The following is a 24,508-nucleotide window of genomic DNA, read 5'->3' as shown; positions in this document are numbered from 1 at the left end:
GGAGGGTCATGTTGTGAGGGGGTGGGCGGCCTCGTCGCGGGGTAGCCGCCACAGGGTGATCGCGGCGACCGCGAGCACCACCGGTAGCGCGCCGGCGACGACGAAGGTGGTCGGGATGCCGATGGCGGCGCCGATCGGCCCGGCGAGCGCCATCGACACCGGCATCAGGGCGAGCGAGACGAAGAAGTCGAGACTGGAGACCCGGCCGAGCAGGCGAGCGGGCACCCGGCGCTGCAGCAGCGTGCCCCAGATGACCATCGCGCCGGCCCCGGTCGCTCCGACCAGGAACGCCGCGGTCGCCATCAGCCAGATCCGGGTGGTCAGGCCGAGCGCCATCAGCGGCAGCGCACCGGCCCCCCACAGCAGCAGCATGGTCGTCAGGTAGCGGCGGGGCAGCCGGCGGGACGCGACCGCGATCGACCCGAGCGCGCCGCCGACCCCGTACGCGGCCAGCACGACCGCGTACCCGCCGGGCCCGCCGTCCGCCCGGTCGCGCACCGCGAACGGCAGCAGTACCTCGATCGGGCCGATGATCAGCAGCACGTAGAGCAGCGCGAACGCCAGGCTGGCCGACAGCCAGCCGGTCCGGAGCAGGTAGGCGAAGCCCTCCCGCAGGTCGGCCAGCACCGAGCGGCGGGTCTCCTCCTCGCGCGGTGCCCCGCTCCCGGCCGGGTCGGTGCCGGTCGGGTGCCCGGAGAGGTCGGCGACCGTCCCCCCGGGAGGCGCGATCCGGATCCACAGCAGCGGCAGCAGCGCGAGTGCGTACCCGACCGCGGCGGCCAGCAGGCCCGCGCCGGGGACGAAGGCGCCCACGAGCACGCCGGCCAGTGCGGGGCCTGCGGCCTGCATGGCGACCGGGCGCAGCGTCTGCTCGACGCCGTTCGCGGCCAGCAGCTCGCCCGCCGGCAGCAGGGTCGGCAGCAGGGCCGAGTAGGCCGGGAAGTAGAACGCCTCGGCGGCCCCGATCACGAACGCGATCACGGCCAGATGCCAGACCCCCAGCGTGCCGGTCAGCGCGAGCGCGGTCGCCACCGACGCCGCCGCGATCCGCACCGACTCCACCGCGAGCAGCACCGCACGGCGCGGCAGCCGGTCCGCGGCCACCCCACCGATCAGCACGCTCACCAGCAGTCCGGCACTGGCCGAGGCCGTCACCGCGGACAGCGCGGTCGGGCCGCCACCGAGCCCGATGACCTGCCAGACGATCGCCAGCAACCAGACCCCGGACGCGAACAGCGAGGCGCCCATCGAGACCACCAGCAGCCGGTAGTCCCGGTGCCGGAACGGCCGCAACGCCCGCGGCAGCCGGGTACTGGTCCCGGACGCGGTGCGTTCGGTACCGTCAGCGGTGCCGGATGCCGTCGGGTCGGGTCTCCTCGTGGGGTCGGGTGGCACAGCCGGGTCGGGTTGTTGCCTCACGTCGACCATGCGAACACCTCGCGGCCGCACCCGCGCAACCGGCCCGGGCCTCCGGTGACACGCCGCCGGGGCCGTGTCGGCACCGCACGCGTGTCACCCCGCGTGCATCCCTCGCCGCGGGCCTCCGTACACTGGACCATCGGTGCGCCATCCGCGCAGGTCCCGCCGTGCTCTCCCGCACTCCGGCCCCGTGCCCACGTGTGCGCACCGCGCGCCCTGCCGGCCCCCGGGCCGGTCGGTCGTGTCAGCAACACCGAACCGACACCTGTCACGGATAGCGGAGGACATGGCCAAGAAGGACGGGGCGATCGAGGTCGAGGGCCGGGTCGTCGAACCCCTGCCGAACGCGATGTTCCGCGTGGAGCTGGAGAACGGACACCGGGTTCTCGCGCACATCAGCGGGAAGATGCGGCAGCACTACATCCGGATCCTTCCGGAGGACCGCGTGGTCGTCGAGCTGTCGCCCTACGACCTGAGCCGCGGCCGCATCGTCTACCGCTACAAGTGACCGGTACGCGTACCGCAGTCGGTCGCACAGCCCAGAAAAACAACGGACAGAGGCAGACGACGTGAAGGTCAAGCCGAGCGTCAAGAAGATCTGCGACAAGTGCCAGGTGATCCGCCGCAACGGCCGGGTCATCGTGATCTGCTCGAACCTGCGCCACAAGCAGCGCCAGGGCTGATCACACCGGTACGCGTCGCGGTCGTCTGATCGCAGAGCAGTACTGAAGCCCCCGGTGTACCTGCCGGGCCACGAGGGCCCGGCTGCACCCCCGGAACCAGGCCGGGGCCCGGAAGAGTGGCGTCATCGGAACGATGTTCCGCACGGCGCAGCGGCGACGGGACGGACACCGGGCAGACCTGGAACGAGAACAGCAGAGGAGACAACGCCGCATGGCACGTGTTGCCGGCGTCGATCTTCCCCGCGAGAAGCGGATGGAGATCGCGCTCACCTACATTTTCGGGGTCGGACGAGCCCGATCCACGGAGATCCTCGAGGGAACGGCGATCAGCCCGGACCTGCGGGCCAAGGACCTGACCGACGAGGATGTCGCCACGCTCCGCGACTACATCGAGGAGCACCTGCGGGTCGAGGGTGACCTGCGCCGCGAGGTGCAGGCGGACATCCGCCGCAAGATCGAGATCGGCTCGTACCAGGGCATCCGCCACCGCCGCGGTCTCCCGGTCCGTGGCCAGCGCACGAAGACCAACGCGCGCGGCCGCAAGGGCCCGAAGAAGACCGTCGCCGGTAAGAAGAAGGCAGGTAGGAAGTAATGCCGCCCCGCACGCGTCAGGGCGCTGGACCCAAGAAGGTCCGCCGTCGGGAGAAGAAGAACGTCGCCCACGGCCACGCCCACATCAAGTCCACGTTCAACAACACGATCGTGTCGATCAGCGACCCGACCGGTGCCGTCATCGCCTGGGCCTCGTCCGGGCACGTCGGGCTGAAGGGCTCGCGCAAGTCGACGCCGTTCGCCGCCCAGCTGGCCGCCGAGAACGCGGCCCGCAAGGCCATGGAACACGGCATGAAGAAGTGCGACGTCTTCGTCAAGGGTCCGGGCTCGGGCCGCGAGACGGCGATCCGCTCGCTGCAGGCAGCCGGCCTCGAGGTCGGTACCATCAACGACGTCACCCCGCAGCCGCACAACGGCTGCCGTCCGCCCAAGCGGCGCCGGGTCTGAGGGGAAGGGGAGTACTCACATGGCTCGCTACACCGGCCCCATCACCCGCAAGTCACGCCGCCTGAAGACCGACCTCGTCGGTGGCGACCAGGCGTTCGAGCGTCGTCCTTACCCGCCGGGCCAGCACGGCCGGATCCGGATCAAGGAGACCGAGTACCTGCTCCAGCTGCAGGAGAAGCAGAAGGCCCGCTTCGCCTACGGCCTGCAGGAGAAGCAGCTGCGCTCCTACTACGAGGAGGCGCACCGCCGGGAGGGCAAGACCGGCGACGAGCTGCTGCAGATCCTCGAGTCCCGGCTGGACAACGTCGTGTACCGCGCCGGCCTGGCGCGTACCCGGCGGATGGCCCGCCAGCTGGTGAACCACGGTCACTTCCTGGTCAACGGGAAGAACGTGGACATCCCCAGCCTCAAGGTCTCCCGCTACGACATCATCGATGTCCGGGAGAGGTCGCGGAACATGGACCCGTTCGTGATCGCCAAGGAGACCCACGGCGACCGTCCGATCCCGTCGTGGCTGCAGGTCGTCCCGTCGACCCTGCGGATCCTGGTCCACCAGCTGCCCGAGCGCGCTCAGATCGACACCCAGGTCACCGAGCAGCTCATCGTCGAGTTCTACTCCAAGTAACAGACGGGGCTCCGCCCCCGTCGCCCCGGAAGGCGCGGGCCGGCTTCGCCGGTCCGTCCTTTCGTTCCCCCGACGCGGGTAGTGCTGCGTCGGGGGCGCGGCATCAAATAGCGGTTGCCGCGCCGCCAGGAAGGAATCGTCAATGCTGATCTCTCAGCGACCCGGACTCACCGAGGACGTCGTCACGGAGACCCGGTCGCGGTTCGTCATCGAGCCGCTCGAGCCGGGCTTCGGCTACACCCTCGGCAACTCCCTGCGCCGGACGCTGCTGTCGTCCATCCCCGGCGCCGCCGTCACGTCCATCCGGATCGACGGCGTCCTGCACGAGTTCACCACCGTGCCGGGGGTCAAGGAGGACGTCACCGACATCATCCTGAACCTCAAGGAGCTCGTCGTGAGTTCCGAGGAGGACGAGCCGGTGACGATGTACCTGCGCAAGCAGGGCCCGGGTGCGGTCACCGCCGGCGACATCGTGCCGCCGGCCGGGGTCACCGTGCACAACCCGGACCTGCACATCGCCTCGCTGAACGACAAGGGCCGGCTCGAGGTCGAGCTCGTCGTCGAGCGTGGCCGCGGGTACGTCCCGGCGATGCAGAACAAGGCCACCGGGGCCGAGATCGGCCGGATCCCGGTCGACTCGATCTACTCCCCGGTGCTGAAGGTGACCTACAAGGTCGAGGCCACCCGTGTCGAGCAGCGGACCGACTTCGACAAGCTCGTCCTCGACGTCGAGTCGAAGCCATCGATCACCCCGCGGGACGCGCTGGCCTCGTCCGGCAAGACCCTGGTCGAGCTGTTCGGCCTGGCCCGCGAGCTGAACACCGACGCCGAGGGCATCGAGATCGGCCCCTCCCCGCAGGAGGCGGACACCATCGCGGCGTTCGCGATGCCGATCGAGGAGCTGGACCTCACGGTCCGGTCCTACAACTGCCTCAAGCGCGAGGGGATCCACACGGTCGGCGAGCTCGTCGGCCGCAGCGAGGCGGACCTGCTCGACATCCGCAACTTCGGTGCCAAGTCGATCGACGAGGTCAAGATGAAGCTCGTCGGCCTCGGTCTGGCCCTCAAGGACAGCCCGCCCGGGTTCGACCCCGCGGCGGCGGCGGCCGAGTACGGTGCCGACGGTGAGGGCGGGTTCGACCCGGGCGCCTTCGGTGACGACGGTCAGGACTACGCAGAAACGGAGCAGTTGTAGCCATGCCCCAGCCCACCAAGGGTGCCCGCCTCGGCGGGTCGCCCGCGCACCAGCGGCTGATCCTGGCCAACCTGGCGACCTCGCTGTTCGAGCACGGCCGGATCACGACCACCGAGGCCAAGGCCCGTCGGCTGCGTCCGTACGCGGAGCGGCTGATCACCAAGGCCAAGGCGGGTGACCTGCACAACCGTCGCGAGATCATGAAGGTGATCCGCGACAAGTCGGTCGTGCACCGCCTGGTCACCGAGATCGGTCCGTTCTTCGCGGACCGCAACGGTGGCTACACCCGGATCACCAAGACGATGCCGCGCAAGGGCGACAACGCCCCGATGGCGGTCATCGAGCTGGTCCAGCAGAAGACGGTGACCGACGAGGCGAACCGCGCCCGGCGCGCGGCCGCGTCGCAGGCCGCCCCGGCCGCGGACACCGCCGACGAGGCCACCGCCGACGAGGCCACCGAGACCTCCGAGGTCGCGGACGCCACCGCCGACACGGCCGAGGCGCCGTACGGCGAGGGCAGCCACGCCCCGCTGGAGGACCCGGCACAGGCCCCGGAGGGCTTCGAGATCAAGGGCAACGCCGACTCGAAGCTCTACCACGTGCCCGGTTCGTCGCACTACGACCGGACCGTGCCCGAGGTCTGGTTCGCCTCCGAGGAGGCGGCCGAGGCCGCCGGTTTCGCGAAGCCGGCGTCCCAGCAGGAGTCCGGCTCCTGAGCCAGCCGCAGCACCCCGTCGGGCCCGCCGTCCACCCGGACGGCGGGCCCGACGGCGTTCCCGAGCATGTCCGGCTCCGGCTCGACGTCGCCTACGACGGCACCGACTTCTCCGGCTGGGCGACCCAGCCGGACCAGCGCACGGTGCAGGGGGTGCTGACCGACGCGCTGTCGACGGTCCTGCGTACCCCGCTGCGGCTCACCGTGGCCGGACGCACCGACGCCGGCGTGCACGCCTCCGGCCAGGTCACCCACGTCGACCTCCCGGTGTCGCTGGAGCCGCAGGTCGACCGCCTGCTCCGGCGGCTCAACCGGTTCCTGCCGCCGGACGTCCGGGTGCGGGCCGTGACCCCGGTCCCGGACGCCTTCGACGCCCGGTTCTCCGCGCTGCGGCGGCACTACCGCTACCGGGTCACGACGGCCCCGCACGGCGCGGAACCGCTGCGCGCCCGGGACACGGTCGCGTGGCCGTACCCGCTGGACCTCGGCCCGATGAACGCGGCCTCGGAGCAACTGCTCGGCGAGCACGACTTCGCCGCGTTCTGCAAGCGCCGCGAGGGCGCCACCACGGTGCGGGCGCTGCAACGCCTGGACTGGGCCGCGGCACCCGGCGAGCCCGGTGTGCTGGTGGCGTCGGTGTCCGCGGACGCGTTCTGCCACTCGATGGTCCGCAGCCTGGTCGGGGCGCTGCTGGAGGTGGGGCGTGGGCACCGGCCGGTGGAGTGGCCCGCGGGGCTGCTCACCCGCCGCTCGCGTGCCTCCGAGGTCCTGGTCGCGCCGGCGCACGGGCTGTCGCTGACCGGCGTCGACTACCCGGCCGACGACGCGCTCGCCGCCCGCGCCGAGACCACCCGCCGGATCCGGGCCCCCGGCGTCTCCTGAGGCGGGCCGGGACCTGTGCCGGTCCTCCGGCGGAGGATGGATGCCCAGGACCCGGCAGCGCGGTGACCTGCAGAGCGGTGACCTGCAGTGCGGTGACCTGCAGCGTGCTGTTCCAGCCCGTCCGCACGCCGGACTCCTGCGCGAGCGCGCGCTCCGCGGGTATCCGCAGAACCACGGGGCACTAGGTTCGTGGGGTGGACGCGAGCTGGCTGGACGTGGCGGTGGAGCAGGCCCGGGCCGGGCTGGCCGGGGGCGGCATCCCGATCGGCGCCGCCCTGCTCGGTCCGGACGGCACGGTGCTCGGTCGCGGGCACAACCGCCGGGTGCAGGACGGCGACCCGTCGGCGCACGCCGAGACCGCGGCGTTCCGTGACGCCGGGCGGCAGCGCGACTACCGCCCGACGACGATGGTGACCACGCTGTCGCCGTGCTGGTACTGCTCCGGGCTGGTGCGCCAGTTCGGGATCGGGGCGGTGCTGATCGGCGAGGCACGCACGTTCCACGGCGGGCACGACTGGCTCGCCGAGCACGGCGTCCGGGTCACCGTTCTCGACGACCAGCGGTGCGTGGACCTGATGACCGCCTTCACCCGGGACCACCCGGAGCTGTGGAACGAGGACATCGGCGTCGCGGCGCGGTCCGGCGCCAGGATCGCCCGGTAGGTCTCGACGACGTCCCCGGGCCCGAACGACGAGCCGTCGTGGAACGTCACGCCCTGCCGCAGCGGGACGGCCCAGGACCGCCCGTCCGCCGACGGGGTGGCCTCGCCGGCGGCCAGCGCCGGCTGCAGGGCGCCGGGCGTCACGGGCGTAGAGGCCGTCGTAGAACGTGCTCGCGCCCTCGGTGCCGTAGCCGAGCAGCGGGTTGAGGTCGTCGGGCTCGTAGCCGTCGGCGAGGACCATCGAGGTCGGGTCCGCTCCGGTCTCGGTCCCGGCCTCGCCGGGGGCGACGGTCGGGGCAACCTGGGATGGGCAGCAGAACCCTACGTCCGGACAGGTGGGTAGATCTACGCAGCGTCGCCGGAACGGCCCCGGCCGGGTGGCGGCACTCCTACGGTCCCGGCGGTGCGCAGCGAGCCCGCCCCGACCCGCGCCCAGCGCGCGCCGGCCACCCGGGACCAGGTCGACGCCTACCGGTTCGGCCTGCGCCGGCTGGAGGCCGCGCTGGTCCGGGGCGACCCGGTGCCGCTGCACGAGCAGCTGCGCGCACAGCGCCGGGCGGTGTTCGCCGGGATGCTCGTCGGGTTGCTCGCGCTCGGGGTGACCGCGTTGCTCGCCCGCGTCGACCCGGCCACCGACTGGCGGCGCCAGGAGCTGGTGCGCGGGGAGCGGAGCGGGGTGCTCTACGCCGTCGCCACCGACCCGGCCCGGTTGGTGCCGGTGCCGGACCCGGTGGCGGGCCGGCTGGTGCTGGCCGCGCTCGGTCGCGGCGGCGCCGCGGCGGTGCCGGTGCCGGTCCCCGACGACGCGCTGGCCGCGGCCCCGCGGACCCCGCCCGCCGGCGTCGCAGGGACGGTGGGGGTGCCGCTGGACGGGGCCCCGGTTCCGGCGGCCTGGGCGGTCTGCGGCACCGCCGGGGAGGCCGACCGGCCCGGCCCGCTCGCCGTGCTCGCCGGCTCGCTGGCACCGGACACCCACGCCGCGGTTCCGCCGATGCTGCTCTCGGTCGAGGGCGGCTCCGGGTACCTGTTGCACGGCGGTCGCCGGCACCGGGTCGACGTCGCGGACCGGGACGTCCTGAACGGCCTCGGAATGCTCGGCGCCCCGGTCCGCCGGATCCCCGACGGCCTGCTGTCGCCGATCCCGGAGGGGCCGCCGCTGCGGATCCCGGAACCCGGCCCGGTCGACGTCCCCGGGCTGGGACGGGCCGGCCAGGTGGTGCTGAGCCAGCCGCTCGGCGCGCCGCCGGCCCACTACCTGGTGGTCGACGGTGGTCTCGCGCCGATCCCGGTGACGCTCGCCGACGCGGTGCTGTCCCGCACCGGGCAGGGCCGCCCGGCGGTGCTGGCGCAGGGCCGGGTGGCCACGGCGCCGAGCGCGTCGGTTTCGGGCGCGCAGGCGTGGCCGCCCGCACGGTCCACCGGCGGCACGGCCGGGCCGGTGCTGTGCGCGACCTGGCGGGACGGCCGGGCCGGGGTGATGGTGGGCGACCGGATGCCGGTCGCGCCCGGCGCGGTCCCGGTCGGGCTCGCCGGTGCGGACGGCGCCGGGCCCCGGCTCGACGAGGTGGTGCTGCCCGCGTCCGGGCCGGGCCCGCTGCGCGACGGGGAACCTGGCGGCACCGGCGGCACCCGGCGGGTGCTCACCGCGTCCGGCGCGGTGCACGGTGTCGCCGACGACCCCACGGCCGCCGCGCTCGGTATCGGTGCGGCGGGGGCGGCGCCGGCCGCGATGGTGCGGCTGCTGCCGCGGGCCGGGGTGCTCGACCTCGCCGCCGCCCGCGCGGTGACCGACGTCCCGGGCTGAGCAGGCCGGGGGCGGGTCACGGTCGGGGGCGCCGGCGCAGCGCCGCCAGTGCGGCGGCGACCGCACCGCCGAGGCAGGCGACGATCCCGACCGCGACGGCCGGCGTCAGGTCGGTGGGTCGCGCGACCGGTTCCGGCAACCCGGCCCGTCCGGACGCCGGCGCCGCGGCCCGGGCGCCGGGCGTCAGCAACAGTGGCTCCGCGGTCAGCGCCACGGCCGGGTCCAGCACGCCGTCGCCGACCCGGTCGTCCCGGCCCGCGGCCGGTGGCCGCGCGGTCGCCCGGATCCGATCGGCCACCTGCCGCGGGGTGAGCATCGGGAACCGCTCGCGCAGCAGCGCCGCGGTCCCGGCCACCAGCGGCACGGCGTACGAGGTCCCGCTGACGACCGCGCCGTCCGGACCGGTGGGGGCGGGCAGGTCCACCCCCGGGGCGGCGACGTCCACCCACGGGCCGCTCACCGAGAACGGTGCCGGCCGGTCCCGGGCGTCCACCGCACCGACGGCCAGCACCCCGTCGTAGAGGGCGGGCAACGGGCGCAGCCCCGGGTCCCCGGTGCAGGTGCCGACCGGATTGATGTTCCCGGCCGCGGCGACCACCAGCACGCCGGCGGCCTCGGCGGACCGGACGGCGTCGGCGAGCGGCGCGCCGGCGTCGGCCAGCCGCTCGGTCGGGACGCAGACCACCTCCGACACGTTGATCACCGAGGCGCCGAGCGCCACGCCCCGGTGGATCGCGGCGGCCAGGGTGCGGATGTCACCGGCCGGGCGCTCGGCCCCGTCCGGTCCGGTGACGGCGTAGCGGCCGCTGGACTGGCGCAGCGAGACGACGGCGGCCCCGGGCGCCGCCCCGGCCCCGGTGCCGGTGGCCGGGTCGGCCGCACCGGCGAGCAGGACCGCGACGTCGGTGCCGTGGCCGTCGCAGTCCTCGAGGCCGTAGCCGCCGGTCAGGTAGTCCCCGCCGCCGCGCAGCCGGCCGGCCAGGCGGGGGACGGCCGCCACCCCGGTGTCGATCACCGCGACGAGCTGGCCCGCGCCGGTGGCCAGCCCGTCGGGCACCGGGCCGCCCGCGCCCATCGCCAGGCCGGGTGCGACGCCGGGACCGGCCGGTCCGGGCGGGCTGCAGGGCCGGGTCCGGCGCAGCCCGTCCGCGGGGCCGGGCGGCCCGGGGTCGGCGGCGGCCGGAGCGGTCCGGCCGTCGGAGGCGGTCCGGCCTCCGGACGGGGTGCGGCCGCCGGATGCGCCCTCCGGGATCCCGGCCGGGTCGGTGACGGCGGGGACGGCCACCGCGATCGCCACCAGCCCGACGACGACCGCGGCCGCCGCGCCGGCGCGCAGCCGCACCCCCGCCGGCCGGTCCGGCCCCGAGCGGTGGCCGCCGGCCCGGCCGTTCACAGCCCGCGGACCAGCGCGAACAGGCCCATCGCGGCCAGCGCCGCCGGGATCGCCGCGGCCGTCAGCACCAGCTCCGTGACGTCGAGGGCCCGCCGGGCCGGGGGTGACGGCGTCACCCGCGCGACGGCGGCGCCCACCGGCACGGCGAGCCCGAGCACCGCGGCCGCGACCAGCCGTACCTCGGGACCGTGCGCCAGCGCGGCCGGCACGACGGCGGCCGCGACCCCCAGCACGGCCGCCCCGGACAGCACCCGGGCCGGACCGGGTTCGGCCAGCGCGCGAGCCCGCAGCAGCAGCACCGACGCGGTGACCGCGACCAGCAGCGCGCCCGCCCAGCTGCCGCCCGACGCGGCCACGGCGGCCCCGCCGGCGGCCGGCAGCGCGGTGCCGGCGAGCGTCCCGGCGTGCAGCCCGCGAGCAAGCGCGGGCCGGCCGGTCAGCTCCGCGCCCGGCCCGCGCTCGGCGGCGGCCAGGCCGTCCAGGTCGGTCGGCACGACCGGTGCGGGCACCCCGGCCAGGCGCAGTGCCAGCCGCGGGAGCAACGGTCCGACCGCCAGCATCGGCAGCGCCAGGCCAGCCGCGACCGCCGTCGTCGGGGCGTCGGTGAGCAGCCGGGCGAGCGCGGCGGCCGCCACCCCGGACGCGGTCAGGGCCGCGGTCAGCAGGAGCGCCGACGCGGCCCGGGTCAGCGCGAGCCCGGCCGCGGCCGCGACCCCACCGGCGGCCGCGGCCAGCAGCACCGCGCCGGGCCCGAGCGGGGCCGGGGGTACCGCGGCGGGCAGCGCGAGCACCCCCGCGGTGCGCGAGCAGCAACCCGGCCGCCGCTCCGAGCCCGGCCAGCCCGGCCGCCGCGGGGCGCAGTGGACCGGTGACGGTCACGAGCACCGCGCAGGCCGCGAGCACGGTCAGGCCGGCTCCGGCCGCCCCGGCCGGGCGGCCCGGGTCGGCGGCGGCGTCCCGGACGGCCGCGGCGACCGCCTCCGCGGCGTCGTCGACGACCGGGGGTGCGGGTGCGGTCCGTGCCGGGCCCAGGTGCAGCAGCTCCCCGTCGCGGATCCGCAGCTCGTCCAGGGTGGCGTCCGGCGGCAGCGGGTCGCCGCCCGGCCCGCGCAACCGCCATCCCTGCGGGACCCCGTCCGGGGGTGTCCCGCCGACCAGCTCGCGCACCATCGGCACGAGCTCGGCGATCGGGACGTCCGCCGGGAGCGCCAGGTCCGCCCGCCCGCGCGGGGTGTGCACGGCGACCCGCACCCAGCGGCCGGGCGGTGCCGCGCCCGCGGGGTCGGCGGTCGTCGCGGGGGCGGGCAGCACGGAGGTCACGGGCGGCTCCTCGGGACTTCTCGCGAACGGCCCCGGCCGGCCCGGAGCGGTTGCGAGTATCGGTCGGTCGCGGCGCCCGCCGTGGGCGTTCGGCGAGAACTCGTGGTGGAGGAACCGTGTCGGGGACCGTGCCGGTGCGGCGGCCGCGCCGGGTGCTGCCGGAGGCGCCCGGCGGGGAGCTGGTGCTGGAGCCGCCGCCGGAGCCGGAACGGCCGGTGCCCGGCGGCCTGCTGCAGCGCCTGCTGCCACTGGTGATGGTCGCCGGGGCGTTGCTGTTCGTGGTGTTCGGCCGCGGCGACACGAGCACCTGGCTCTTCGGCGGGATGTTCGCGCTGTCCGCGCTCGGGATGCTGGTCTCCGGCGGTGGCCGGGGCCCCGGGGCGCGTACCGCGACGATGGACGAGGACCGTCGCGACTACCTGCGTTACCTGGACGTCCTCGGCGGGACGGCACGGGACGTGGCGGCCGCCCAGCGTCGCGCGCTGGAGACGGTGCACCCCGACCCCGCGGCGTGGCCGGACGTGCTGGCCGCCGACCGGCTGTGGGAGCGCCGCCCCGGTGACGACGACTTCGGCCGGCTCCGCGCCGGGCGCGGCACCCAGCGGCTCGGCACCCGGCTCACCGCCCCGCACACCGGCCCGGTCGAGGCCCTCGAACCGCTCACCGCGCTGGCCCTGCGCCGGTTCCTGCGCCGGCACGCCGGGGTGGACGACCTGCCGGTCGCGGTCGACGCCCGCGCCTCGGCCGCGATCTGGCTGGAGCCCGACCCGGACGCCGGCCCGGTGCTCGAGCTGGCCCGCGCGCTGGTGGTGCAGTACGTGCTCTGGCACGGCCCGGACGACGCCCGGCTCGCGGTCGTCGCGCCGGGGGCGGCCGCGGCCCGCTGGGAGTGGGCCAAGTGGCTGCCGCACGCCGGGCACCCCCGCCGCACCGACGCCGTCGGCCCGGTCCGGATGCTCACCGGGGACCCGGACCGGGTCCGCCGCTGGTGGGTCGGCGAACCCGCGGCGGCCCAGCAGCACCTGCTCGTCGTGCTGGACGGCGCCGCCGACGGGCCCGCCGCGTGGGCCGGGCTGCCCGGCATCACCGTGCTGCGGCTCGGCCCCGCCGCCGGACGCCGGCCGGCCGCGTCGGTGCTGCGGCTGGCCGTCGGTACCGGCCCGGACGGCGTGCGCACGCTGCGCCGCGGCGGGCCCGGTGGCACGCCGGTCGGTGTCCCGGACGGGGTCACCGTCGCCGAGGCGCGGGCACTGGCCCGGCGGCTGGCCCGCTACCGGCCGGACGGCGACGGCGACCCCGCCGGGCCCGCGGCCTCCGGGCCGGCCGGGCTGCCGTCGCTGCTCGGGCTGGACGCGGTCCGCCCGGACCGGATCGCCGCGTTGCGCGCCCGACGCGGTCCCGCCGAGCGGTTGCGGGTCCCGCTCGGCACCGACGACGCAGGCCGGTCGGTGCTGCTGGACCTCAAGGAGTCCGCGCAGGGCGGCGCCGGCCCGCACGGGCTGTGCATCGGTGCGACGGGGTCGGGGAAGTCGGAGCTGCTGCGGACGCTGGTGCTCGGCCTCGTCGCGGCGACCGGGGCGGACGAGCTGAACCTGGTGCTGGTCGACTTCAAGGGCGGCGCGACGTTCCTCGGGCTGGCCGGCCTGCCGCAGGTCTCGGCCGTGATCACCAACCTGGCCGAGGAGCTCACACTGGTCGACCGGATGGCCGACGCGCTGGCCGGGGAGATCACCCGGCGGCAGGAGGTGCTGCGCGCGGCGGGCAACCTGACCGGTGCGGCCGACTACGCGGCCGCGCGGGCGGCCGGTGCGGACCTGCCGCCGCTGCCGTCGCTGCTGGTCGTGGTGGACGAGTTCTCCGAGCTGCTCGCGCAACGCCCGGAGATGATCGACCTGATGGTCACCGTCGGCCGGCTCGGCCGGTCGCTGGGCATCCACCTGCTGCTGGCCTCGCAGCGGCTCGAGGAGGGGCGGCTGCGCGGGCTGGAGTCGCACCTGTCGTACCGGATCGCGCTGCGCACGTTCTCCGCCGCCGAGTCCCGGGCGGTGCTCGGGGTCCCGGACGCGCACCTGCTCCCGCCCACGCCCGGCTCGGCGTACCTGTCGGCGGGCACCGACGAGCTCGTCCGGTTCCGGGCCGCCTACGTCTCCGGGCCGGAGGAGCTGCCGGCGACCCGGCGCTCCGGGACCGGCGGGATCCGGGCGCGGGTGCTGCCGTTCCGCGGAACGCCGGTGACGTTGCCCGCCGGCCCCACGACGCCGGCCCCGCAGACCGGCCGGGAGGCCGCGGCGCCGAGCGTGCTGGACGGGGTCGTGGCCGCCGTCTCCGGGCCGGGCCCCCGGGCGCACCGGGTGTGGCTGCCGCCGCTGACCGAACCGCCCCCGCTGACGGCGGTCCTGGGCACCCCGGTGCTGCGCCCGGGCCGCGGCCTGCAGGCACCCGGCCCGGTGGGCCGGCTGCTCGCCCCGGTCGGCCTGGTCGACCGGCCGTACCTGCAGCGCCGGGATCCGCTGGTGGTGGACCTGGCCGGCGCGGCCGGGCACCTCGCCGTCGTCGGCGGGCCGCGGTCCGGGAAGTCCACCGCGCTGCGCACCTGCGTGACTGCGCTGGCGCTCACCCACACCCCGGACGAGCTGGCGGTGCACGTGCTCGACCTGGGTGGCGGGACGCTCGGCCCGCTGGCCGGGCTGCCGCACGTCGGGACGGTCGCCGACCGGCGGCACCCGGACCTGGTCCGGCGGGTGGTGGCCGAGGTCGCGGCGGCCGTCGAGCGCCGGGAGCGGCTGTTCGCCGAGCACCGGATCTCGTCGGTGGAGGCGTTCCGGGCCCGACGCGCGGCCGGCGAGCTGCCCGGCGAGCCGGGCTCCGACCTGCTGCTGGTCGTCGACGGCTACGGGGCGCTGCGCACCGGGTTCGACGACCTCGACGACCGGCTCACCGAGCTCGCCGCGACCGGCCTGGCCTACGGCGTGCACCTCGCGGTGTCCGCGGGTCGCTGGGCCGAGTTCCGGCCGGCGCTCAAGGACCAGCTCGGCAGCCGGCTGGAGCTGCGGCTCGGCGACCCCGCCGACTCCGAGACCGACCGCCGCCGGGCCGCGGCCGTCCCCGCCCGGCCCGGGCACGGCCTGGCCCCGGACGGCGAGCCCGCGGTGCTCGCCGCGCCTGCGCTGGACGACGCCGGGACCGACCCCGCGCCGGCCCTCGCGTCCGGGTGGGCCGGTGCGCGGACGGCCCCGGTGCGGCTGCTGCCCGAACGGATCTCCGTCCGGGACCTCCCGCCCGGGCCGGGCAGCGGGCCCGCGCTGGGGGTCGACGAGGACCGGTTGGGCACCGTCGAGCTGGACCCGGCCGAGCCGCACCTGCTCTGCTTCGCCGACGCCGGCGGCGGCAAGACGAACCTGCTACGTCTTCTCGCCCGCGGGATCGCCGCGCGGTGGACGCCCGACCGGGCCCGGATCGTCGTCGTCGACCACCGGCGGACCCTGCTCGGCGGGGTGCCGACGGAGCACGTGCTCGCGCACACCTCCACCGCGGCGGCGACCGCGCAGGCCGCCGCGGACATCGCCGGCTCGCTCGGCCGGCGGCTCCCCGGGTCCGAGGTCACCGCGCGTGAGCTGCGCGAACGGTCCTGGTGGACCGGTCCGGACGTGTGGCTGCTGGTCGACGACTACGACCTGGTCGCCCCGTCCACCGGCAGCCCCGGCGGGCACCCGCTGCAGGTGCTGGCCGAGTACCTGCCGCAGGCCCGCGACGTCGGCCTGCACGTGGTCCTCGCCCGCCGGACCGGCGGTTCCGCGCGGGCGATGTTCGACCCGGTGCTGGGCCGGTTGCGCGAGCTCGGCGCCCCCGGACTGGTCGGTTCCGGCAGTCCGGACGAGGGCCCGCTGCTGGAACGCACCAAGCCGGGCCCGCTGCCACCCGGCCGCACGGTGCTGGTGGACCGCAGGCACGGCACCCGCCGGATGCACCTGGCCTGGGCCGAACCCGACCCGGGATGAATGGCGCCGCCGCGGTGCACGCGACGCCGTCCGGGATGCTGCTGGCCGCCGCCGACGACGGCGGGGTGACGCTGCTCGTCGCGCTCCCGGACGGGACGGCGCCGGGCGAGGCCGTCGCCGGGTACCTCGGGGACGTGCCGCCGGCCGTCGTCGTGCTGGTGGGGGAGACGGCTGCCGGGCCGGTGCCGTTCCCCGGGGAACCGCGGGTGCTCCCGGTGCCGTTCGCCGCGGCGGTGCTCGCGACCGGACCGGCCGCCCCGCCGGGGCCGGTGCTGGTGCTGGACGCCGATCCCGCCGGACTCCGCGGGTGGCTGGTGTGCGGAGCCGTGGTGACGCCGGTGCCCGGTCCGCTCGTGCCCGGACCGCTCCCACCCGGCCCGGCCCCGCTCGCTCCGTCCTCGTCCGGCCGGTTCCCGCCCGTGCCGGGAGCCGGATCGACCGCCGACCGGTGGGCCGGGGTCGCCCGCTGGAGCTCCGGTGCGGTGCGCGGGTCGGGTTGCCGGGAGGTCGTGCTGGCCGGCGAGCACGCCGGGACGCCCGGCCTCGCAGCCGCCGTCGAGGCCGCGGTGCCCTGTCCGGTCCGGCCGGCGGGACCGCTGTCGGACGACGACCCGGCCGCCGTCGACGGGGCGGGCCCGGCCACGGCCGCCGTCCTCGGTGCGGCCCTGCTCGGCGCGGGTCTGCGCCTCGTCAAGCCGCAGTCCGCCGGGCCGCCGATCACGGAGTCACCGTCCACCGGGCGGTCGACAGCCGGGCCGCCGACCATGGAGCCCCCGTCCGTAGTGGCGCCGCCGACGCGCACCACCGATCCGGCGGCGCCGGCCGCGGCGGCTGCCGGACCCGGGCCACCGCGCCGCCGCCGGTCGGTCCCGGGCGTCGTGCTGCCCGGCGTCGCGCTGCTCGGTGCGGCGCTGGTCGTCGCGGGCCTGCTCGGCGGGCGGACGGTCCCGGCGGCGGTCCCGGGCGCACCGGCCGTCGTCCAGTACGGGTACGCGGCGACGCTGCCGGACGGCTGGGAACACACCGGCGGGAACCCGGCCCGGATGCGCACCCTGCTGACCCCGGCCGGTCGCCCGGACGGCGCCGACCTGATCGTCCTGGAACGCAGCCCGCTCGGCTACGACGCCGGCCGGGAACCCGTCCGGGCGGCCCGGGAGCTGGCCGCGCTGCTGGCCGGGGAACCGGGCGTCACCGGCCCGGAGCCGCGGGCTGTCGGTGGGCGGGAGCTGTTCGGCTACACCCAGCGCGACGCCGGCACGGTCACCGACTGGCACGTGCTCCTGGACGGCACCGACCAGCTCCTCGCGGGCTGCCGCCGCCCGGCCGCCGAGCCGGGACCCGGGCCGGCGTGCGTCACCGTCGTCGCGTCGCTGCGCCGCGCGCCCTGACCGGGTCCGGAGGGGCACCCTCGGGACGCCGGCACCAACGAGGGTGCCCCTCGGGACATCTCCCACGGCGGTACCGGATGGCAGCGGTACCGGATGGCGGCGGCACCGGCGCGGCGTTCCCTCCTGCGAACGGCCCCGGGGGAACGCGCCCGGCCACGACGCCGGGCCGGGACGCTGCGCGCGCCGGGGACAGCACCGTCCACGGCCCCGGGCGGCGCGGGCCGCCCGGGCGCGACCGGGACGAGGTGAGGCGTATGGCCGACGGGTTCGGCACGACGACCGAGGAGATGGCCCGCGCGGCCGGGCACGTGCAGGCGGTGAACGAGCAGGTCGCCGGGGAGCTGGCGGCGCTGCGCGGCAGGCTCGTGCCGCTGGCCGGGACGTGGTCCGGGCAGGCGGCGGTGCAGTTCGCCCAGCTGATGGAGCGCTGGGACACCGAGGCCCGCCGGCTCAACGACTCGTTGCAGACCATCGGCGGCGCCCTGCAGGGCTCCCGCGTCGACTACGAGCAGCGCGAGCAGGAACAGGCCGGGGCGATGTCGGCGATCACGTCGGCGCTCGGCTGAGGAGGAGGGAGCCACGATGGGCACACCGGAGATCAAGGTCACGTTCGGCGCGCTGGAGGAGGCCCGGACCAACGTCGCCGCGACGGCCGGCCGGATCCGCACCCAGCTCGACGACCTGAAGCGCTACCTGGCCCCGATGGTCGGCACCTGGACCGGTCAGGCGGCGGCCGACTACCAGGCCGTCCAGCAGAAGTGGGACACCTCCGCGGCCGGCCTGAACGACACGCTGACCCGGATCGGCGTCGCACTGGGCCAGGCGAACGACGCGTACCGTCGGACCGAGCAGGCCAACGCCGCCCGCTGGCGCACCTGAGCACCAGGCCACGACGGCCGCGGGGCGGGTGTGCGGGCACCGGCGGGACCACCCCGCGTACCCGCCCTGCGGACCGGCGGGTATTCTCGACTCTCGTTGTGCAGCGGTGGAGACCCGCGGGCGCTGTGTGATCGGCGTTCATCGTCGGGAACAGCGTCCCTCCGGCGTCCACCAGCGGCACGTTGAGGACCAGAGACACCCAGCGTGGGCCGGAACCGACTTGCCGGTGCCGCCCACCGAAGCCGAGAACGACGACGAGGTAGATCCGTGCCCACGTACAGCCCGAAGCCCGGCGACATCACCCACGCCTGGCACGTGATCGACGCCGACGACGTGCGCCTCGGTCGGCTCGCCACGCACGCCGCCACGCTGCTGCGCGGCAAGCACAAGCCGACCTACGCGCCGCACGTCGACAACGGCGACTTCGTCGTGGTCATCAACGCCGAGAAGATCTCGCTGTCCGGCAGCAAGCACCAGGACAAGCACGTCTACCACCACTCCGGCTTCCCGGGTGGTCTGAGCTCGCGGTCGGCCGGCGAGATGCTGGAGACCCACCCGGACCGCCTCGTCGAGAAGGCGATCAAGGGCATGCTGCCGAAGAACAAGCTCGGCCGCGCCATGGCGAAGAAGCTGAAGGTCTACGCCGGCCCGGCGCACCCGCACGAGGCCCAGAAGCCGCAGCCGTTCGAGATCACCCAGGTCAGCCAGTGACCACCCCGAACAACGAAGAGGGACAGTTCGTGAGCAGCCCCGAGAACGGACCCGACGAGGTCGTCGACGCGGTCGAGACCGAGGTGACCGACAGCGAGGCCCCCGAGACCGAGTTGACCGAGACTCTCGGTGAGGCTCTCGGCGAGACCGTCGGCGAGGTCGACTACTCCATCGGAGGCTCCTCCGAGTTCGACGCCGACAGCTTCGCCGCCGAGGCGCCCGTGCTGGGCGACCGGCCGGTGCAGACCGTCGGCCGTCGCAAGGAGGCCGTCGTCCGGGTGCGCCTGCGCCCCGGTACCGGCCAGTTCGCGCTGAACGGCAAGCCGCTCGAGACGTACTTCCCGAACAAGCTGCACCAGCAGGTCGTCAAGGACCCGCTGACCACGGTCGAGAAGACCGAGCGGTTCGACATCTTCGCGATCCTGCGTGGTGGCGGCACCGCGGGCCAGGCAGGCGCGCTGCGCCTGGCCATCGCCCGCGCGCTGGCCGAGCTGGACTCCGAGGACCGGCCGGCCCTGAAGAAGGCCGGCTTCCTCACCCGGGACGACCGCGCCGTCGAGCGCAAGAAGTACGGCCTCAAGAAGGCCCGCAAGGCGCCCCAGTACTCCAAGCGCTGATCGCAGCCCGGATGCCTCGCCTCTTCGGAACCGACGGCGTCCGCGGCCTGGCCAACGGCGAACTCCTCACTCCGGAGTTCGCCGTTGGTGTCTGTGCCTCGGCTGCGCGGACCCTCTCGAACGGCCGCCAACCCGACGGCACGGTCCGCCGGCCCGTCGCGGTCGTCGGTCGCGACCCCCGGGCCAGCGGCGAGATGCTGGAGGCCGCGGTCGTCGCGGGGTTGACCTCCGCCGGCGCGGACGCGATCCGGGTCGGCGTGCTGCCCACCCCGGGCGTCGCGCACCTGGTCGCGGAGGCCGGTGCGGACCTCGGCGTGATGATCTCGGCCTCGCACAACCCGATGCCGGACAACGGCATCAAGCTGTTCGCGGCCGGTGGGCACAAGCTGCCCGACGACCTCGAGGACGCGATCGAGCGCGGGCTGGGGGCCCCGGCGGCCGACCGGCCGACCGGGGACGGGATCGGTCGCGTCTGGGACGCGCCGGACGCCACCGACGTCTACGTCGGACACCTGCTCGGCGCCGCCGGGGCCGGCGGCGAGGACGTTTCGCTGTCCGGCCTGCGGGTGGTCGTCGACTGCGCGCACGGGGCGGCCTCGCTCGCCGCGCCGGAGGCCTACCGGCAGGCCGGTGCCGAGGTGCTGGCCCTGCATGCCGAGCCCGACGGACTCAACATCAACGACGGCGTCGGTTCCACCCATCTCGGCCCGCTGCGCCACGCCGTGGTCGAGAACGGCGCGGACCTGGGCATCGCCCACGACGGGGACGCCGACCGCTGTCTCGCGGTCGACGCGGCGGGCACCGTCGTCGACGGGGACCAGATCATGGCGGTGCTCGCGCTCGCGATGCGCGACGCCGGCGAGCTCGCCCACGACACCCTGGTCGCCACGGTGATGAGCAACCTCGGCCTGCACCTGGCGATGCGCGAGGCCGGGATCATCCTCGACACCACCAAGGTCGGCGACCGGTACGTGCTGGAGCGGCTGCGCGAGGGCGGGTTCAGCCTCGGCGGCGAGCAGTCCGGGCACGTGGTGCTGCCCGGGCACGCCACCACCGGCGACGGGCTGCTCACCGCGCTGCGGCTGATGTCGCGGATGGCCTCGACCGGCTCGTCGCTGGCCGAGCTGGCCGGGGTCGTGACGGTGCTCCCCCAGGTGCTGCAGAACGTCGCCGTGGCCGACAAGGACGCCGTCGCCGGCTCAGCCGAGGTGGCCGAGGCGGTCGCGAAGGCCGAGGCCGAGCTGGGCGAGACCGGCAGGGTGCTGCTGCGCCCGTCCGGAACCGAGCAGCTGGTCCGGGTGATGGTGGAGGCACCGACCGAGGACGAGGCCCGGTCCACCGCGGCCCGCCTGGCCGAGGTGGTCGCCGCCGTCCGCTGACCGCGGATCCGTACGCCTGCGGGGCCGTCGCACACCGTGCGGCGGCCCCGTCGGCGTTCCGGGCGTGGTTCGCGATCGCGACGCTCGCCGCGGGGCCGGGTCCGGTCACCGGGGCCCCGGCGGACCCTGACCGGTGTGTGCGCCGACCTGTCCCGGGACCCCGACGAGCTGGACCGGATCGCTCACCTGCTGCGCGACCTCGCCGGGGGGGTGTCGGCCGCGGGCCGGGGCACCGCCCGCGACGACCACGGGGCCGGCCCCGCTGTCCCCGCCACCGCTGTCCCCGCCACCGCTGTCACTGCCACTGTGGTCGCCCGGATCGCCGACGAGCTGGATGCGGTGGCCACGGCGGTCGCCCGCGCCGCCGCGACCGGGCGCGCCGCCGATGCCGAGGCGGCCGCCGGCTTCCGGGAGCCGGCCACCGGCCTCCACGCCACCGCGGCTCCCCCGGAGGCGGATCCCGGACCACCCACCCCGGGGCCGTCCGTGCCCGGCCCCGGGGCGCCCGCGGAGGGTTCGTCCACGGAACCGCTCACCCGGTGAGCGGGTTCGCGGAACAGGGGGTCGCGCTCCGCCACCTCGCCGAGCTGCTCGACGACACCGCGCGCCGTCTCACCGGCCTGCCCGCGGCGATCGCGGCGGCCTGGGACGAGCCGGCCGGTCGCGAGTGGTCCGACCGCCTGGAACTGGTCCGGCGGGAGACCCTCCGCCGCGCGGACGACGCGGCGGACCGGGCCGCGGCGGATCCGGCGCCGACGGCTCGCGACCCAGCGGTGGACCGGGACCCGGTGTACGGCGCGGGCTCCGGGCCGTCCGGTACCGGCCTCCGGCTCGGCGGTCCTACCGGCAGCCGCAGTACGGACCGGCGCGGCGTCGTCGCCCCGCTGCTGCCGCCGTTCGCCCCGGTCGACCCGGGCCGGACCGGCTAGCTGCGACCGGCGGGCAGGAGCAGGTCGCCGAGGCTGCCACTGTCGCGGCCGTCGTCGTCCCGCTCGTCGTCGGGCGGGGTGAGGTCCACCAGCGGGGCACCCGGGACGTCGCCGGAGGTCAGCGCGGAGACCCGCTTCTCGCCCAGCAGCCGCTCCATCAGGAACGCGGTGATCAGCGCCCGGGCCAGCTTGCGGGTCCGGTGCTGCGGGCCGTTCTGGAGCAGGACGCTCGACCAGTGCCGGCCCTCGCAGAAGCCGAGGTGCCCGGCCTTCTCGAGGGAGCGGACCCAGGCCTCGCCGCCGGCCGCGCGCGCCATCGGTTCGGCGTGCCCCTCGGACGGGGCCAGCGAGTCGGCGGCCCCGGCCAGGTGCAGCGTCGGTGCGGTCACCCGGCCGGCGGCCTCGATCGCCGACGGGCGCACCTGGGACGGCGCCAGCGTGACGACCGCACCCAGCCGCTCCCGGGCGGCCGCGGCCAGCAGCGCCGCACCGCCACCGGTGCCGTGCCCGATCAGCGCGGTGCGCCGGGCGTCGACGCTGATCCGGCCGTCGCCGAGGCGGACGCCGCAGCACACGTCGAGCGCGGTGTTCAGGTCGGCGGCGAACCGGGAGACGCTCGGCACCGGTCCCCGCTGGGTGTTCGGCGCGGCGGCGACGAACCCCCAGGTCGCGAGGTGGCGGAGCAGCTCGTGGTAGCGCCGGACCGGCTGCATCCAGGCGTGTCCCAGGACGACCGCGGGCAGCTGCGAGCCCTCCGCCGGGGTGTAGACGATCCCCGGGAGGCCGACCAGACCGAGGTCGCCGTGGCGGACCTGGTGCGGACCGAGCCGGGAGAGCACACCGAGGGCGTCCTTGGCCCCCTTCATCGACGGGGGGCGGGTCACGCTGCTCCGGGCCACGAGGCGCACCGTACCGGGGCCGGTCGTGCTCCGCCCGACACGCCATAGCACCCGGCGTGCCGCGCCGGGCACCCTGCGTCGGAAGATCACGAAACCGGCGCCGATACCCTCAACGGCATGTGTGGCATCGTCGGTTACGTCGGTCATCAGGTCGCACTCGACGTCGTCCTCGGCGGGCTCCGCCGTCTGGAGTATCGGGGCTACGACTCGGCCGGTGTCGCCCTTCCGCTCGACGGGGGCCTCCTGATCGAGCGCAGGGCCGGGGCCCTGGCGAACCTGGAGGCGCGGGTCGACGAGGTCGGCCGGGAACGGTTCGCGGGCACGTCGGGGATCGGGCACACCCGCTGGGCCACCCACGGACCGCCGAACGACCGCAACGCGCACCCGCACCGCAGCAGCGACGGCCAGGTCGCGGTCGTGCACAACGGCATCATCGAGAACTTCATGGAGCTGCGCGCCGAGCTGGAGGCGCGCGGCATCTGGGCCGAGTCCGACACCGACACCGAGACCGCCGCGCACCTGGTCGCGCTCGCGTTCGCCGGCGAGCTCGCCGGCGCCGAGGACGCCCGGGGCGACCTGCCGGCCGCCGTCCGGGCCGTCGCCCGCCGGCTGGAGGGCGCGTTCACCCTGGTGGTGACGCACGCGGCGGACCCGGACCGGATCGTCGCCGCCCGGCGCTCGTCGCCGCTGGTGCTCGGCCTGGGTGAGGGCGAGACGTTCCTGGCCTCGGACGTCGCGGCGTTCATCGAGTTCACCCGCGACGCCGTCGAGCTGGGTCAGGACCAGGTCGTGACGATCACCCGGAACGGCTACGACGTCACCGACCTCGACGGGCAGCCGGTCGAGGTCAACCCGTTCCGGGTGACCTGGGACCTGGCCGCCGCCGAGAAGGGCGGCCACGACTACTTCATGCTCAAGGAGATCGAGGAGCAGCCGGCCGCGATCGCCGACACCCTGCGCGGGCACCTGGTCGAGGGGCGGATCGTCCTCGACGAGCAGCGCCTCACCGACCAGGACCTGCGCGACGTGGAGAAGGTCTTCGTCGTCGCCTGCGGTACCGCCTACCACTCCGGGATGCTCGCGAAGTACGCGATCGAGCACTGGACCCGGCTGCCGGTGGAGATCGAGCTGGCCTCGGAGTTCCGCTACCGGGATCCGGTGCTGGACCGGTCCACGCTGGTCGTCGCCATCTCGCAGTCCGGCGAGACCGCGGACACCCTGGAGGCGCTGCGGCACGCCAAGGACCAGAAGGCCCGGGTGCTGGCGATCTGCAACACCAACGGCGCGCAGATCCCCCGCGAGTCCGATGCGGTGATCTACACCCACGCCGGCCCGGAGATCGGGGTCGCGGCGACCAAGACGTTCACCGCCCAGATCGCGGCGAACTACCTGGTCGGCCTGGCCCTCGCCCAGGCCCGCGGCACCAAGTACCCGGACGAGGTGGTCCGCGAGTTCGAGCAGCTCGAGGCCATCCCGTCCGCGGTCGCCGAGGTGCTGGAGTCGCTCGGCGAGGCCCGTGCGCTCGGTCAGGAGCTGGCGCCGTCGAAGGCGGTGCTGTTCCTGGGCCGGCACGTCGGCTACCCGGTGGCGCTGGAGGGCGCGCTCAAGCTCAAGGAGCTCGCCTACATGCACGCCGAGGCGTTCGCGGCAGGCGAGCTCAAGCACGGCCCGATCGCGCTGATCGAGGACGGCCTGCCGGTCGTCGTCGTGATGCCGTCGCCGAAGGGCCGGGCCGTGCTGCACTCGAAGCTGCTGTCGAACATCCAGGAGATCAAGGCCCGCGGGGCGCGGACCGTGGTGATCGCCGAGACCGGGGACGAGACGGTCCGGCCGTTCGCCGACCACCTCTTCGAGCTCCCCGCCGTCCCGACGCTGCTGCAGCCCCTGGTGGCGACGATCCCGCTGCAGGTGATCGCCGCGGAGATCGCCCGGGCCCGCGGCTACGACGTCGACAAGCCCCGCAACCTGGCCAAGTCCGTCACGGTGGAGTAAGCCGTCGCGCGGGTGAGCGG

At 76.0% G+C, this 24,508-nt stretch carries 24 protein-coding genes and 2 pseudogenes; 20 read left to right on the top strand and 6 right to left on the bottom strand.

Annotated features, from left to right (window positions below; genetic code table 11):
- Positions 1-6: 6 nt before the first annotated feature.
- Positions 7-1,428, bottom strand: a complete 1,422-nt coding sequence (locus ACLFMI_RS08810; RefSeq protein ID WP_410947256.1) for an MFS transporter — start codon at positions 1,426-1,428, stop codon at positions 7-9.
- 277 nt (positions 1,429-1,705) lie between these two features.
- Between ACLFMI_RS08810 and infA the strand changes: the two genes are divergently transcribed.
- The 9 genes from infA to ACLFMI_RS08765 all read left to right on the top strand — a co-directional run bounded on the left by infA (position 1,706) and on the right by ACLFMI_RS08765 (position 7,180).
- Entirely contained in the window at positions 1,706-1,927 is a 222-nt protein-coding gene (gene infA, locus ACLFMI_RS08805; protein ID WP_010228514.1) for a translation initiation factor IF-1, read from the top strand.
- Between the two features lie 61 nt (positions 1,928-1,988).
- Complete coding sequence (gene rpmJ / locus ACLFMI_RS08800; protein ID WP_130292373.1) at positions 1,989-2,102, top strand: 50S ribosomal protein L36; 114 nt, start codon at positions 1,989-1,991, stop codon at positions 2,100-2,102.
- A 211-nt stretch (positions 2,103-2,313) separates the two neighbouring features.
- Positions 2,314-2,694, top strand: a complete 381-nt coding sequence (rpsM, locus tag ACLFMI_RS08795; RefSeq protein ID WP_410947255.1) for a 30S ribosomal protein S13 — start codon at positions 2,314-2,316, stop codon at positions 2,692-2,694.
- Positions 2,694-3,101: a 30S ribosomal protein S11 gene (gene rpsK, locus ACLFMI_RS08790; RefSeq protein WP_410947254.1), complete on the top strand. Its 408-nt coding sequence runs from the start codon at positions 2,694-2,696 to the stop codon at positions 3,099-3,101. The genes rpsM and rpsK overlap by 1 nt, the downstream gene beginning before the upstream one ends.
- A gap of 19 nt (positions 3,102-3,120) precedes the next feature.
- Complete coding sequence (gene rpsD / locus ACLFMI_RS08785; RefSeq protein WP_410947253.1) at positions 3,121-3,726, top strand: 30S ribosomal protein S4; 606 nt, start codon at positions 3,121-3,123, stop codon at positions 3,724-3,726.
- Positions 3,727-3,868: 142 nt separating this feature from the next.
- A complete protein-coding gene (locus ACLFMI_RS08780; RefSeq protein WP_410947252.1) occupies positions 3,869-4,921 on the top strand; it encodes a DNA-directed RNA polymerase subunit alpha in 1,053 nt (350 codons plus the stop codon).
- Positions 4,922-4,923: 2 nt separating this feature from the next.
- Positions 4,924-5,637, top strand: coding sequence for a 50S ribosomal protein L17, sunset domain variant (rplQ, locus tag ACLFMI_RS08775; RefSeq protein WP_410947251.1), 714 nt, complete (start codon positions 4,924-4,926; stop codon positions 5,635-5,637).
- Entirely contained in the window at positions 5,634-6,518 is an 885-nt protein-coding gene (gene truA, locus ACLFMI_RS08770) for a tRNA pseudouridine(38-40) synthase TruA (protein ID WP_410947332.1), read from the top strand. The genes rplQ and truA overlap by 4 nt, the downstream gene beginning before the upstream one ends.
- A gap of 194 nt (positions 6,519-6,712) precedes the next feature.
- A complete protein-coding gene (locus tag ACLFMI_RS08765) occupies positions 6,713-7,180 on the top strand; it encodes a nucleoside deaminase (RefSeq protein ID WP_410947250.1) in 468 nt (155 codons plus the stop codon).
- A gap of 5 nt (positions 7,181-7,185) precedes the next feature.
- On the opposite strand, the pseudogene ACLFMI_RS08760 reads toward ACLFMI_RS08765, so the two are convergent.
- A pseudogene (locus tag ACLFMI_RS08760) lies at positions 7,186-7,323 on the bottom strand (ABC transporter substrate-binding protein); the annotation flags it as partial.
- Positions 7,324-7,582: 259 nt separating this feature from the next.
- Here ACLFMI_RS08760 and eccB point away from each other — a divergent pair.
- The gene (eccB, locus tag ACLFMI_RS08755) at positions 7,583-8,983 is read left to right on the top strand and encodes a type VII secretion protein EccB (protein WP_410947249.1); all 1,401 of its coding nucleotides are present in this window, start codon (positions 7,583-7,585) and stop codon (positions 8,981-8,983) included.
- Positions 8,984-8,999: 16 nt separating this feature from the next.
- Here eccB and mycP read toward each other — a convergent pair whose 3' ends face one another.
- The 3 genes and pseudogenes from mycP to ACLFMI_RS08740 all read right to left on the bottom strand — a co-directional run.
- Positions 9,000-10,376, bottom strand: a complete 1,377-nt coding sequence (gene mycP, locus ACLFMI_RS08750) for a type VII secretion-associated serine protease mycosin (protein ID WP_410947331.1) — start codon at positions 10,374-10,376, stop codon at positions 9,000-9,002.
- Entirely contained in the window at positions 10,373-11,167 is a 795-nt protein-coding gene (locus tag ACLFMI_RS08745; RefSeq protein ID WP_410947337.1) for a hypothetical protein, read from the bottom strand. Before ACLFMI_RS08745 ends, mycP begins: the two co-directional genes overlap by 4 nt.
- Positions 11,168-11,417: 250 nt before the next feature.
- A pseudogene (locus tag ACLFMI_RS08740) lies at positions 11,418-11,615 on the bottom strand (EsaB/YukD family protein); the annotation flags it as partial.
- Positions 11,616-11,812: 197 nt separating this feature from the next.
- Here ACLFMI_RS08740 and eccCa point away from each other — a divergent pair.
- The 9 genes from eccCa (at position 11,813) to ACLFMI_RS08695 (ending at position 21,597) form a co-directional block, all read left to right on the top strand.
- On the top strand, positions 11,813-15,694 hold the full coding sequence (gene eccCa / locus ACLFMI_RS08735) for a type VII secretion protein EccCa (protein WP_410947248.1): 3,882 nt from the start codon (positions 11,813-11,815) through the stop codon (positions 15,692-15,694).
- Entirely contained in the window at positions 15,691-17,082 is a 1,392-nt protein-coding gene (locus ACLFMI_RS08730) for a type VII secretion-associated protein (protein ID WP_410947247.1), read from the top strand. The genes eccCa and ACLFMI_RS08730 overlap by 4 nt, the downstream gene beginning before the upstream one ends.
- Positions 17,083-17,336: 254 nt before the next feature.
- Positions 17,337-17,648, top strand: a complete 312-nt coding sequence (locus ACLFMI_RS08725) for a WXG100 family type VII secretion target (protein WP_410947246.1) — start codon at positions 17,337-17,339, stop codon at positions 17,646-17,648.
- Positions 17,649-17,664: 16 nt separating this feature from the next.
- Positions 17,665-17,961: a WXG100 family type VII secretion target gene (locus tag ACLFMI_RS08720; protein ID WP_410947245.1), complete on the top strand. Its 297-nt coding sequence runs from the start codon at positions 17,665-17,667 to the stop codon at positions 17,959-17,961.
- Between the two features lie 267 nt (positions 17,962-18,228).
- A complete protein-coding gene (gene rplM, locus ACLFMI_RS08715) occupies positions 18,229-18,672 on the top strand; it encodes a 50S ribosomal protein L13 (RefSeq protein ID WP_410947244.1) in 444 nt (147 codons plus the stop codon).
- A 29-nt stretch (positions 18,673-18,701) separates the two neighbouring features.
- The gene (gene rpsI / locus ACLFMI_RS08710) at positions 18,702-19,289 is read left to right on the top strand and encodes a 30S ribosomal protein S9 (protein ID WP_410947243.1); all 588 of its coding nucleotides are present in this window, start codon (positions 18,702-18,704) and stop codon (positions 19,287-19,289) included.
- Positions 19,290-19,300: 11 nt separating this feature from the next.
- Positions 19,301-20,668: a phosphoglucosamine mutase gene (gene glmM, locus ACLFMI_RS08705; RefSeq protein WP_410947242.1), complete on the top strand. Its 1,368-nt coding sequence runs from the start codon at positions 19,301-19,303 to the stop codon at positions 20,666-20,668.
- A 135-nt stretch (positions 20,669-20,803) separates the two neighbouring features.
- A complete protein-coding gene (locus ACLFMI_RS08700; RefSeq protein ID WP_410947241.1) occupies positions 20,804-21,211 on the top strand; it encodes a hypothetical protein in 408 nt (135 codons plus the stop codon).
- The gene (locus ACLFMI_RS08695) at positions 21,208-21,597 is read left to right on the top strand and encodes a hypothetical protein (RefSeq protein ID WP_410947240.1); all 390 of its coding nucleotides are present in this window, start codon (positions 21,208-21,210) and stop codon (positions 21,595-21,597) included. The genes ACLFMI_RS08700 and ACLFMI_RS08695 overlap by 4 nt, the downstream gene beginning before the upstream one ends.
- Here the strand turns inward: ACLFMI_RS08695 and ACLFMI_RS08690 are convergent.
- Positions 21,594-22,496, bottom strand: coding sequence for a dienelactone hydrolase family protein (locus tag ACLFMI_RS08690; protein WP_410947239.1), 903 nt, complete (start codon positions 22,494-22,496; stop codon positions 21,594-21,596). The genes ACLFMI_RS08695 and ACLFMI_RS08690 overlap by 4 nt on opposite strands.
- Before the next feature lie 117 nt (positions 22,497-22,613).
- Between ACLFMI_RS08690 and glmS the strand changes: the two genes are divergently transcribed.
- Positions 22,614-24,488: a glutamine--fructose-6-phosphate transaminase (isomerizing) gene (glmS, locus tag ACLFMI_RS08685; RefSeq protein ID WP_410947238.1), complete on the top strand. Its 1,875-nt coding sequence runs from the start codon at positions 22,614-22,616 to the stop codon at positions 24,486-24,488.
- Positions 24,489-24,508: the final 20 nt, after the last annotated feature.

Source organism: Pseudonocardia nantongensis, from assembly GCF_046546495.1.
Classification (GTDB): Bacteria; Actinomycetota; Actinomycetes; order Mycobacteriales; family Pseudonocardiaceae; genus Pseudonocardia; species Pseudonocardia nantongensis.
Note: the sequence above shows the minus strand (reverse complement) of the source record. Positions and strands in the feature narration are given on the sequence as shown.